Raw genomic sequence first — 12,043 nt, 5'->3', positions numbered from 1 at the left:
CTCTATGCTTTGAGGGCTTATCCTCAAAAGCGAGGCAAAGATAATCGGTTTTTATTTCTTTGCCAAATTTTGAGCGAATTATTTTGCAATGAGCAGATAATAATTCTTTTTCCCGCGTTGTACAATGATATATTTATTGTTCAATAGGTAAGTTGTATCGATCTTCGTGTCGGGAGCGGCGAGTTTCTCTTTGTTGATGGATACGCCGCCGCCTTGTGTCAGCTTCCGCATTTCGCCTTTCGACGGGAATATGGCAGCTACTTCGGTCGTCAGCTCTACGGCCGGAATGCCTCCAAGAACGGTATCGCGAGATATTTCGAATTGGGGTACGCCTTCAAACACGGCGAGCAAGGTATCTTCGTCGAGTTTATGGAGTTGCTCCGATGTCGAGTTACCGAATAGTATATTAGAGGCTTCGACAGCGGCTTCGTAATCGGCTTCGGAGTGTACCATTACGGTAACCTCTTTGGCCAGACGTTTTTGCAATACGCGCAAGTGCGGAGCTTCGTCGTGCTCGGCACTCAGAGCCTCTATTTCTTCTTTGGAGATCGATGTGAAGATTTTGATGTAGCGTTTGGCATCCTCGTCGCTTACGTTCAGCCAGAACTGATAAAATTTGTAAGGGGAGGTGTAACGAGCATCCAACCATACGTTGCCCGATTCGGTTTTCCCGAATTTCGTTCCGTCGGCTTTGGTCACGAGCGGGCAGGTGAGGGCGAATACTTCCCCGCCGTTCGTGCGGCGTATAAGTTCCGCTCCGGTAGTGATATTACCCCATTGATCGGATCCCCCTAATTGCAACTTGCAATTCTTGGTCTCGTAGAGGTGCAGGAAATCATAACCTTGTAGAAGCTGATAAGTAAATTCGGTGAAGGAGAGCCCGTCTCTGGCTTCGCCGTTCAGACGTTTTTGAACCGAATCTTTTGCCATCATGTAATTCACGGTGATGTGTTTACCTACGGTACGGGCAAAATCGAGGAATGAAAAGTCTTTCATCCAATCGTAGTTATTCACCAGTTCGGCATGATTGGGAGCATCCGAGTCGAAGTCGAGAAATTTGCTCAGTTGTTTTTTGATACATTCCTGATTGTGGCGCAAGGTGTTTTCGTCCAAAAGGTTACGTTCTTGCGATTTTCCCGACGGGTCGCCTATCATGCCGGTTGCACCGCCCAACAACGCTATGGGTTTGTGGCCGCACCGTTGAAAATGTCGCAACATCATAACGCCGCATAAGTGGCCGATGTGAAGCGAATCGGCTGTGGGGTCGATACCTAAATAGGCTGTGACTATTCCTTTTTCAAAAAGTTCTTCGGTTCCCGGCATCATGGTGTGTACCATTCCGCGCCATTTTAATTCTTCTACAAAATTCATCGAATGAAAACTTAATTTAATGTTGATTGTTTCGATGCAAAAGTACGACTCTTTATCGAAAGAAACAATCTTTTGAAATAAACAGGCCATAAAAATGCCGATTATTTGTTTTTTCGATTATTCGGTTTATTTTAAATTATAATTGAACGATTTGATTAACTTTGCGCAAACCTATTTTCAGTATTCGTTATGGGGAAAAATGAACCGGAGGCCAAGCAATGGTTTGCCATTCGGGTGACATACAGCCGAGAGATGGCATTGAAGGAATATTTAGACCGCTGCCGCATGGAATCTTTTATACCTATGTCGTATAAGGAGGTAATAAAAGGCGAGCGAAAGGTGAGAAAGTTGGTCCCGGTTATTCATAATCTTGTTTTTGTCCGGTCCACTCGGGAAAAGTTAGATGAGATAAAGCGGGATATCTCTTTGAAAGTCCCCATACGCTATATCATGGACCGGGAAACTCGCAGGCCGTTAGTCGTTCCCGACAGACAGATGCACAGCTTTATAGCGGTGGCGGGTGCTTATGACGAACAGATTGTTTATTTAGACCCGACGATTGTCTCTCTGCGGGAGGGCGATCGGGTGCGTATCGTCGGGGGAGTCTTTTCGGGGGTCGAGGGTATTTTCATTCGTATTAAGGGAGATCGCCGTGTCGTCGTATCGATAGAAGGGGTCATGGCTGTGGCAACGGCATTTGTACATCCGTCGTTGATCGAACCGGTATTGCAAAAGTAAAATATTAATAAAATAATATTATGCTTGACCAATGGTGTGAAATATTTATATATTTGCATTTATTTAATAAAAAATAATGATATGAAACTATTGATGAAAAGAGCTTTTACAGTGGTTTTAGCTGCGGTTTTATTATTCGGTTGCGGGGAAGACAACAACAAAACAGGTGGTAACGAGTTGACTCCTCAAGAGAACAAAGCTAAATTGGAACAGTGTGCGATGGAGGTTCTGGGAAAAATTAATCCTCAGGACCATAAAACGTTGGTAGAGACTATCGATGCGTTTGCCTATAAAGCCGATTATGGCTTGTTTGAAGATGAAATCGGGCCGACTCCGGGTGAAGGTATCGAACCTAATCCGATGGGAATGATGAGTGTAATTCGTAAAGCTGTAACGACTTACAATCCCGTTGTGTTGAGTGTATTGGCTACCGAAGTGGATTATATAGCTATTCCAACGGGTATTTACACATTCGATGAAGTTGCCCGTGAATGGGTGGAGACTCCGTCGGCCGAGGTCCTCGAATTTGTGTTTGAAGTCGAAGGTGTCGAGTCGTCCATCTCGATACGAAAAAGCGGAAAAGAAACACAAATACAAACCGACGAAAATACTATCGTCTTTGTTCCTGAACATGTGACGATGACAGTCAATAAGGGAGCTGATAAATTGGCCGAATTGTCGGTAAATAATACTACATTGGATATCAATTCCTTGAAATTCGATAGCGAGATAGCGTTGAAAACAAATGCCGATTATACGTGGGCAGTCCATGTTGATATATCACCTTCCGAAGCTGTGGCTTCTGCTTCGATGGAGATCGCTTCTGCCAATATCGTGAGTGTTGTTGCTGGACTCCAATTAGATGCTTCCAAAGTCAATCCTCAAATGACAGAAGATGATCTTATTGCTTCCATCTTGTCGGCTACGACTACATCGGTTGTGAATTCTCAGTTGATGGTAGCTGGTACAGCTCCTAAAATTCAAGAGATGATTTATGCCTTGAATAATATCAATGCTTCTACCGATAAGGAATATGCTATTGCCGAAGCTGCTGTATACAATCAATATATGGACGTGAACATGCAATACACAGGAGACGGGGTTCCGTTCGCCTCAGTCGAGGCACAGCCTTATTTGGAATATGAATATAGTTATGGAGACACTCACTATGAATATTATGAAGTGGAGCCGGTCATTGTATTTGCATCCGATAATTCGAGATACAGTTTCGAAGAGTATTTCAATGAAGCCGATTTCGGTAATGTACTTCAAAGTGTAATGACATTGTGCGATCAATTTGTTTCGTTCGTGAAATATTGCAAATAAGAAATTAATAATTTCAGATAAAAAGAGGCGCTTTTTTAAGCGCCTCTTTTTTTACTCTTGACAATCCCGACGGACAATCAGATCGTACATTTTTACACCATATCCACACCAAATCCCCAATCCTCCCTGTACATTGGATTTTAGGTTTGTATTGCTGGGGAATAACGGATTTTGGCCATTGGTTATTTCATTTTCATAACTGTTCCAAAAGTCGAAACCATGCTGAGGTATTTGGGTAAATTTTACTTGTACGGTATCGTCTATGCTATAAAATGGGATAAATTTAGTCGTGTAGGTAAAATGTACTCCTTTATAAACCGGAATGGCTGTTTGACTGTCTTTAACGATAGCATCGTCTATGGTACCGAGAAAAGAAGAATAGAACCGGCCCTCCTTATTGGTTACCCGTGTGAAAAATTTGTAATAGTTCTTTTCCGAGGAGTCGTCGTTTATATAGGCACTGATTTGAAATAGGGTGTCATTGTCGGCGCTGCGGGTTACTTTTATATCAGATAAAGGAACGGGACGAGGTATCGTAGTAACGGCAGTGACCGTTTGCCCCGAATATTCTACTGTGAGCGTGTAGGTTTTTCCGGGTTCGCCCGTCATCATGCTTCCCCGATAGATAAACGGCGGGGTATAATCGGTATCTATACGTCCGGTAAGTACCTCTGTTGTTTGCCCGTCGCTCACGGTGACTTTTGCCCAGCGGATAGGAATTTCTGAGAAAGCCAGACTATCTACTACCGAGTTAAGCGGGCGGGTTTGGGAAAGGCACACGTAGGCGACATTTCCCGATTCTATCCAACCGTCTACTACAATTTTCGGTTCGAAGTCCTCGACCTCGAAGTCCCATTTCACTTTACAACTGCCGAGGGTGACTATTGATATCAGGAGTATGTAGGCATACTTGCTCATGAAAGTTTAAAATTTAAATGAATAACTGATAGAGGGTATGATTCCGTAAATGGATTTTCCCCTCTTACGGATAATCAGTTGGTCTTTTTTACCATTTTTATCTTTGTCTTGTATGATGTCGACAGCCAAATATGCAGGATTATTTCGGTTGTAAGCATTATATAAGGAGATATTTATGACTTGCTCGGTGTTCTTCTTTTTGGAAATCCAGTAATTCGCCGATAGATCGAGTCTGTGATAAGCCGGCATGCGCCCGCCGTTATGCGGTCCATATTCGCAAACGGCATTTTCTCCGACAAGATACATGCTTTCGGGCATGGTGAGGGCATTTCCCGTTGCATAGACAAAGACGGCGGAGCAATCCCAACGGCGGTTTATTCTGTAATTGGCTACGATCGATAGGTCGTGTCGCCGGTCTTGTTTGGCCGGATAAGGTTTTCCGTCGTTTATTTGTGCTGTGTGGCGATATGCCCAGCCGAGAGCATACCCTATCCAGCCGGTCAATCGACCTCGGTTTTTTCGAAGCATGAGTTCCATACCGTAGTTATATCCCCCGCCGATATAGATTTTGTCTTCGATAATATATTGTTGACTGATCATGTCGATGAGGGCTCCGGCCGATTCCATTTGGTTGTGCAGCCGTTTGTAGTAAAGCTCCGATGAAAATTCGTAGTTGTCTTGGTCGAGAGCTATGCTGTACCCGGCAGAAAAAGAATGCGCTCGTTGGGGCGGAATGTTGCGAGATGCCGGCATCCAGAAATCGGTAGGAAATCCGATACTCGAAGAAGATACTTGCCCGATATATTGTCGGGTGAGGTTATAGCTTAATGAGATCCGTTGGTTGCTTCCCGGTAGGAAATAAAGGGCAATTCTCGGTTCGAAACCTCCGTAGAACTTGATGAGTTCTCCTTTTCCATAAGTTTGAGTGTTGATAATTTCTCCTTGTCGGTAGGTATGGTAATTGAACTTTCCGAATTGAGCCGTTCCGCTATATCTTAATCCAGCTTCTGCCGATAGACGGGGGGAGAAAAAGTATTTGCCATTTATGAATAGAGCGCCTTCGTGTATGCGATATAACCGACTGTCCGGGTCGGTGTGTATGGTATAAGCGCCTTGTGTTTCCACAATTTGAGGATACATGTGATGATATACATATTCCAGCCCGTATGTACCGAGAAATTTTTCTTCCCGAAAGGAGAAGATATTTTTATATCCGTAATCGGTAATTTCGGAAGGAAGCCAAGCTGTAAATTGATTTTGAGAAATGCTCAGTCTGTTTTTATACCGAGTGATGTAGAATGTATGAGTCATCTCTCCGATTCTCCCTAATGGCCTGTTCCACAGTATCGAAGCTGCTATATTGCTCCATTTGATACGTCCTTCTGTTTGGTATATGCCGGTTTCGATATCGAGGTAATCGCTTCCGTAATAAAAATTAGCGGTTACTTTATCTTTTTCCGAAGGTTGGAATACGAAAGTGGCATTATAATCTTCGAAATCATAATCGACCGGAGTGTCGGTCATTTTGGTTGTAAGAGGTTTTACCAAAAGTCCCAGATAGGTTTTTCTCCCCGACAGATATACCGAAACTTTCTTTCCGAGGGGTAAAGCTACCGTAGCTTGCGAGGCGATTATTCCGATGTTACCGGAAACAGTCGGTTTGGAGACGAGTGTGTCTCGTGTTTGCATATCGAGAGTTGCGGATAGCCTACCGCCTTTGGAGGCGTCGAGGTGAGATTTATAAAGTGTAAAGGTATTCATGTGCCCACTATTGAATACCGAGAAAAAACCCAGCATGTGCATAGCATTGTATATGGGAGCTCCGTTCAGAAGTATCTGGTTGTGAGATGATTCGCTTCCTCGCACATAAAATCCCGAGTTTAGTTCTCCGGTAGTCAATACACCCGGCATTAGCTTCATGGTTCTTAAAGCATCGGTTTCACCCAAAAAACGAGGCAAGGTGTTTAGTTCGGCGACATTCAATTTTATTTTCCCGGAAAGAAGGCCCGACAAGATTTTCCGTTGTTGCCAAGCTGTTATTTCTACTTCTTTCAGCGTATGGCGAGTATCTGTCGTGTCCTTTTTTTCGACAGATTGGGAAAAGCTGGAGAAGCAGTTCAATGCGACTAATAGGAATATCGTGATTTTTTGATACACAGTTTTTTCTTAAAAAATAATGTGAGCGAAGACAGACGCAATTTAGGTATTTCTGTCGTAGAACAATCCGTTATTCATTTTATGCAAAGATAGCGAAAGGTGAGTGCTGAGGCAAACGGAAATCCTATTTCCGACTTGACTATGCCGAACCGCACCTATCTTCATAGTTACAAAGATAGTGAAAGATGAGTATCGGAAAAAGAGAACTCGCCTGTTTTTCATTCCGGATTGCATCCTATTTTCGTGTTCTCGACAAAGGTATGTGGGCTCAGTAGATAATTAGTGAGGACTGTCTTTTTATATTTCTACCCCTATATAATCTTTTTAACCCCCCTCGCCCTACGGGCACTCCCCCTATATTTCTTCGGAAACACAGGGGGAGAGGATTGAAAAGTAGCCTTTTCTCCCTATGTTGTTTTGCAACTCCCTGTAATACTACGGGGCATGGCAGGGAGAGAGGGGGGACTTAATTTTGTTACTGCTGTTGGTATTGCTCTTTCTCCCCTGTGTTTTGCAGTGCAAAATATAGGGGAGAGACCGAAGGAACGGTAGTTTCTGAGGAGAGGGGTTAGAAAGATTGTTCGATTGTTGTATTGTTTAACCCCTCCGTCACTATGTGCCACTTCCCCTATATGGCTAACGCCACACCAGAGGAGGAGATATATAATCCATCTCATTCGCTAAAATTCAGGGCTATCCCCACGGATTTTCTACTGAATCGTGATGTGAGTCGAGTCGGTAATACAAGCGAATGATAAGCAGGAGGGAATAGTAGTTTAGTCTTATTGTCGGGATTGCGGGGAAAACGTAAAGATTCGCGAGATGTTTTCCTTTATCGATTTGCGTAATCGGTGAGTCGAGAGATTACGTATGCGTGCCGCTTTCCTATATAGTTTATCGATAGGCATGTTGCCCTCGTCTGTTTCTAAAAACAGGCGGTCGAGTGGTACGGATTTCAAAGATTCGTGGTTGTAATATTCTCCGAAGGAGAGATATAGCCCTTCTCGAATCAGCTGCCCTGCGGTTTCGGGTTTCCCTCTGAATCCGTGTATAATCCACGGTTGTTTAGGTTTTTCTGCTTTATGGATGCGGATTATGTCGTCGTATGCTTTGACGGCGTGTATGACGAGTGGCTTGTGCCACTTTTCAGAGAGATATATGTGATGTTTGAAGTATTCCGATTGTTCTTCATAGCCGACTCCGCTTTTGAGTCTGTCGAGTCCCGTCTCGCCGATCGCCACGACTTGCTCGTTTCGTACGATCGTTTCCAGCAGAGGGAATGTTTCTTTGGAGCGGGAGGTCAGGCTCCACGGGTGCATCCCGACGGAGTAGAACTTTCCCGGTTCGGGGTGGAACTCTTCGGGGGTCGTGCTAATGATGGCTCCGTAGTGGTCGTGGTGCGTGTGAATATCGGTCGGCGTTTTAATCGGGACGGGATCGTAACCGCTACCACCCCACGGGTGACAGCTCAGGATACGTTTGACGGTCAGCCACAAACCTTTTAACGGGCCATGTATCTGTATGGCATCGATAGCATATTGCGAACAGGTGGGTACATATCGGCACGATGGAGGTAGCATGGGGGAAATACATGCCTTGTAAAAACGGATAGGAAGCAGGAGTATGGCCGATAGCAGTTTTTTCATGACGTCAGGACGGGGTTTGTTGCGATTCTATTTTCCGGGCCAGACGTTCCAGAATTTCAACGACTTTCTTCTCTATAAAATGAAAATCGTTCAAGTTTTTATCGAGGTAAAGAAAGGCTAAATGTGCGGTTCGGCTTTGCCGCGATAGCGGTTCTGTCAGAATCTGCTTGTTAAGCCGATAGGCTTCTCTTATCCGGCGACGCAAATATACCCGTTTGACGGCGCGTTTAAAGTTCCGTTTGGGGATATTGATAAAGAAACGTGGCGGAGCGCTTTCGCTGTCGTCTATGCGATAAACGACACGAATCGGATAGACGATAAAAGAACTCCCTTCGGCAAACAGTCGGTCGATTGCCGTTCGGCTACACAACTTTTCGTTTTTGGGGAGTTTGTGGTCGTTCATCGGTTTTGAAAATAAAACCTCATAAGCGCCTCCTTCCGGTAAAAGACGATTATGAGGTTCGGGTTTGAGGTAAAAAAGGGTTTATTTCTTTTTACTTTGTTCTTTTAAGAAGAGGTCTAAGGCTGCGGTCATCGACGGAGCTCCGGGTGACGGAGCCTCGATGTCGAGTCTCAAGCCGGCATCCCGTACGGCTTGTGCCGTAGTGGGGCCGAATGTCCCGATTTTTATGTCGTCTTGTTTGAAATCGGGGAAATTCTTGGTCAGCGATTTGATACCCGATGGGCTGAAAAACAGAAGCATATCGTAATCGAACGGTTCATCGGGCCCGAAGTCGTTGCTTACGGTACGATACATAATGGCCTTCGTATAGTTGATTTTATGCTTCTCTAATACAGAAGTTTGCTCTTTATGTACATCGGAAACCGGGAAGAGGAATTTTTCGCCGGAGTGTTTGAGCAACGAAGGCACTAAGTCGTCCAGCTTTCCAGAGTTCCCGAAAAATATTTTGCGTTTGCGATAGATGATGTATTTCTGTAAATAAAGGGCGATGGCCTCTGTCGTACAGAAGTATTTCATCGTTTCCGGTATGGTAACACGCAGTTCTTCGCACAGACGGAAGAAATGGTCAATAGCGGTGCGTGCCGTGAAAATAACGGCAGTGTACTCGGGTATGGATATTTTCTGCTGTCTGAATTCTTTGGAGGTCAGACCTTCTACTTTGATAAAAGGACGAAAAACGATATTTACACCATATTTTTCTGCAATATCGTAGTAGGGAGATTTTTCGGAACTCGGCTTGGGCTGAGAAACAAGAATTTTCTTAATTTTCAAAGCTGCTGTATTTTTAGTTCGACAAAATTATATATCAATATACTTGATCTATATACCCAAAATAGGGGGGTGATTTCGAGGGCACAAAGGTACACAATAAAATAGAATAAATCTAATATATTGCGGTAAAAAATCTTAAACCCTTTATAAATAAACAAGATACGAGAGATTAGATAGATAAGTGCCGCTGTGACGAACATGATTTTTTCCAAAGGAGGAATGAAGGTCATCGCGAGTATCGACAAGGCGAGAGGAATGCCTATCAAGGAATTGATCGATACGAAGCTGTCTATCCACTTACGGGTATGTGTGGCATCGGTAAATAACCGCCCGATTCCGGTATAAATCCATTTTTGAAGGTAATAATAACAAAATGCGATGACTCCTCCGCAACAAATCCCTATTCCGATCATTTCGGATAGGGAAGGTATATGCCGACTTACAAGTTCGAATAGGCAGAAGCCTTCGGAGATGAAAGTCATGATCAACAATACGGCCCGGAGTTGGGTTTCTCTCACGGTAGTATCGTCGAACAGGTTTTGTCTCTCCTTTACGTTGAGCGAATTGCGGAGCACTTCACCCAAATATTTGATTCCTTTTTTGAACGTGAAAGCGAACAGTAAGAAAACAATGAGAACGAGGCCGACGATTACGGGATCGTTCATGGGTGTTTCGGGTATTTTTTCAGACGGGAATCCTTCGGGTATGGCGATTATGGTTTCTTGCAGGTCTTTCAGCGGATCGGTCTCTTTCAAGGGAGTACTTCGCTCGAATCCATGTATGTATCGCGGCACGAAAACCTCGGGAGTACCGGCGGGCGACTGGGCTTGCGCGGTATCGGCGGGAATGGCGGTATGTGCGGCGGGGACAGGCATGATTATATGGCTGCGATTTTGCGAATGTTTTTATCCCATACGGGCATGTTTTGAATAGCGTCGACAGCTTCTTGGGGGGTCTGTGCGACTTGCCACATGCGGGCGTGCTCCTGCCTCATGAAGTTTTCGCCGATGGCGTTATGAAGCATTTCTATCAACGGGTTATAGTATCCGTCTATGTTCAATATGACGATGGGGTTGAGAAACAGTCCGAGTTGTTTCCATGTGATTATCTCGAAGAGCTCTTCCATCGTTCCGCAACCGCCCGGTAAAGCGATGACGGCATCGGCTTCTTGTGCCATGCGTTCTTTCCGTTCATGCATGTCGGCGGTTACGATGGTCTCGGTCAAACCCTTATGACACCAACCTTCGTCGATCATAAACCGGGGTATTACACCCAATACTTCGCCTCCGTTTTCGAGAACACTGTCGGCCAGAGTACCCATCAGACCTTGATTGCCGGCGCCGCAAACGCATCGCATTCCGTTTTGTGCGAGAAGTCTGCCTGTTTCGCGGGCGGCTTCGAAATAGCGAGGATTTATTTTTGAGCTGGATGCGCAATAAACGCAAACCGATTTTATCTTTTTCATTGTCACGTATTTGAATCGGTTGCAAAGTTAACGCTTTTTCCCGAAAGAGAACCCTTCGGCACAAGCGACGTTATAACCATTTGTTTTCGCGATACCATTTCACGCATTCGTTCACGCCTCGTTCCAAGCTGTATTGCGGAGAAAAACCGAGCTCGTTTTGAGCGTCCGAAATATCGCAAATCCAGTTGCGTTGTTTCATGATACGGAATTTATCCCGATTTAATGTGCTGGTTTTTCCCAGCACGATAGCTCCTTTTTCGGCAATGACCGATACGACCCAAAGCAACCACACCGGAATTTTGACAGGGACAACCCTGCGCTTTCCCAAAGCGGTCGCTACATATCGGCGAAACTGGGACGAAGTGTATGCTTTTCCTTCCGAGAGGAAGTACCCCCGCCGAACGACTCCCCGGTCTATGGCTTTGAAGATAGCTTGTACCAAATCTTTCACGTAAATGAAGGTGATGAGTTGAGGTTTGAACCCGACGATGAAATCGAATCCGTATTTGATACTTTTCATCATCAGGTAGTAATCTCGCTCATAGGGGCCATATACTCCGGTGGGACGCATGACCACGTAGGGGAATCCTTCCAACGATTCTAAATGTCGCTCGGCTTTCAGCTTGCTTTTTCCGTATCGGGTATTGGGGTGAGGGGTGTCGGTGGGGCGTATGGGGGTGAAGTTTTTTTCGTCGCCGACTCCCCATGCTCCGAGGCTGCTCGTCATGATGAATTGTTTAGGAACCATTTCTGTTTCGACGAGGGCTTCGGTGAAATTTTTCACAAAGCCGTAGTTGATTCGATCGAAGTCATCGGGATTTTTACATTTTGTAACTCCCAGATTATAAACGATATAGTCCCATGCTCCGTATTCCCCTTTATGCGATAGTAGTTGGTCGGTAAGAATTTTTTTGTTACCGTAATTGAAGTCGATAAAGCGGATTGCGGGGTCGGAAAGATGCTCGCGAGAAGTCGTTTTGCGCACACCCGCCCAAGTTTCGTACCCTCGCGACAGCGCCTCTTCGACGATAAATCCGCCGATGAATCCGCCGGCTCCGGTAATCAAAATTTTCATGCTCATAAACGCTGTTTGTTTGTGCGTGTAAAAGTAATAAGAAACCTTGTAAATGGGATTAGCGATACTGTTATTTTGTGAAATATAGCCGATAAACTATTATAAAAAGTTTA

11 protein-coding genes and 1 pseudogene are annotated in these 12,043 nt (G+C 44.7%); 2 read left to right on the top strand and 10 right to left on the bottom strand.

The genetic code is table 11. From position 1 onward, the window contains the following. Window positions 1-78 precede the first annotated feature (78 nt). On the bottom strand, window positions 79-1,371 hold the full coding sequence (tyrS, locus tag HMPREF9448_RS12720; RefSeq protein ID WP_040296310.1) for a tyrosine--tRNA ligase: 1,293 nt from the start codon (window positions 1,369-1,371) through the stop codon (window positions 79-81). 189 nt (window positions 1,372-1,560) lie between these two features. On the opposite strand from tyrS, the gene HMPREF9448_RS12715 reads away from it, so the two are divergent. Both HMPREF9448_RS12715 and HMPREF9448_RS12710 read left to right on the top strand, forming a co-directional pair. Further along, window positions 1,561-2,109 (top strand): UpxY family transcription antiterminator, encoded by a 549-nt coding sequence (locus HMPREF9448_RS12715; RefSeq protein ID WP_008862983.1) that lies wholly within the window; start codon window positions 1,561-1,563, stop codon window positions 2,107-2,109. 81 nt (window positions 2,110-2,190) lie between these two features. Continuing rightward, complete coding sequence (locus tag HMPREF9448_RS12710) at window positions 2,191-3,435, top strand: hypothetical protein (protein WP_008862982.1); 1,245 nt, start codon at window positions 2,191-2,193, stop codon at window positions 3,433-3,435. Between the two features lie 51 nt (window positions 3,436-3,486). Here HMPREF9448_RS12710 and HMPREF9448_RS12705 read toward each other — a convergent pair whose 3' ends face one another. The 9 genes and pseudogenes from HMPREF9448_RS12705 to HMPREF9448_RS12670 all read right to left on the bottom strand — a co-directional run bounded on the left by HMPREF9448_RS12705 (window position 3,487) and on the right by HMPREF9448_RS12670 (window position 11,936). Beyond that, window positions 3,487-4,353 (bottom strand): DUF4249 domain-containing protein, encoded by an 867-nt coding sequence (locus tag HMPREF9448_RS12705; protein ID WP_008862981.1) that lies wholly within the window; start codon window positions 4,351-4,353, stop codon window positions 3,487-3,489. A gap of 6 nt (window positions 4,354-4,359) precedes the next feature. After that, window positions 4,360-6,510 (bottom strand): TonB-dependent receptor plug domain-containing protein, encoded by a 2,151-nt coding sequence (locus tag HMPREF9448_RS12700; protein WP_008862980.1) that lies wholly within the window; start codon window positions 6,508-6,510, stop codon window positions 4,360-4,362. A 782-nt stretch (window positions 6,511-7,292) separates the two neighbouring features. After that, window positions 7,293-7,886 carry a TatD family hydrolase gene (locus tag HMPREF9448_RS14880; RefSeq protein ID WP_262483674.1) on the bottom strand — a complete coding sequence of 198 codons (594 nt, stop codon included), beginning with the start codon at window positions 7,884-7,886 and terminating at the stop codon, window positions 7,293-7,295. A gap of 51 nt (window positions 7,887-7,937) precedes the next feature. Further along, window positions 7,938-8,156: pseudogene (gene yidD / locus HMPREF9448_RS14875) on the bottom strand (membrane protein insertion efficiency factor YidD); the annotation flags it as partial. A gap of 4 nt (window positions 8,157-8,160) precedes the next feature. After that, window positions 8,161-8,559 (bottom strand): ribonuclease P protein component, encoded by a 399-nt coding sequence (locus HMPREF9448_RS12690; protein ID WP_008862978.1) that lies wholly within the window; start codon window positions 8,557-8,559, stop codon window positions 8,161-8,163. 81 nt (window positions 8,560-8,640) lie between these two features. Beyond that, a complete protein-coding gene (locus HMPREF9448_RS12685) occupies window positions 8,641-9,390 on the bottom strand; it encodes a uroporphyrinogen-III synthase (protein WP_008862977.1) in 750 nt (249 codons plus the stop codon). Next, window positions 9,387-10,265, bottom strand: coding sequence for a DUF4271 domain-containing protein (locus HMPREF9448_RS12680; protein ID WP_008862976.1), 879 nt, complete (start codon window positions 10,263-10,265; stop codon window positions 9,387-9,389). Before HMPREF9448_RS12680 ends, HMPREF9448_RS12685 begins: the two co-directional genes overlap by 4 nt. Before the next feature lie 2 nt (window positions 10,266-10,267). Beyond that, window positions 10,268-10,855, bottom strand: a complete 588-nt coding sequence (locus HMPREF9448_RS12675; RefSeq protein WP_008862975.1) for an LOG family protein — start codon at window positions 10,853-10,855, stop codon at window positions 10,268-10,270. Between the two features lie 70 nt (window positions 10,856-10,925). After that, window positions 10,926-11,936 carry an NAD-dependent epimerase/dehydratase family protein gene (locus HMPREF9448_RS12670; protein WP_008862974.1) on the bottom strand — a complete coding sequence of 337 codons (1,011 nt, stop codon included), beginning with the start codon at window positions 11,934-11,936 and terminating at the stop codon, window positions 10,926-10,928. Window positions 11,937-12,043 lie beyond the last annotated feature (107 nt).

It is taken from the genome of Barnesiella intestinihominis YIT 11860 (assembly GCF_000296465.1).
In the GTDB taxonomy this organism is placed as follows: Bacteria; Bacteroidota; Bacteroidia; order Bacteroidales; family Barnesiellaceae; genus Barnesiella; species Barnesiella intestinihominis.
This window is presented reverse-complemented; position numbering and strand designations above follow the sequence as displayed.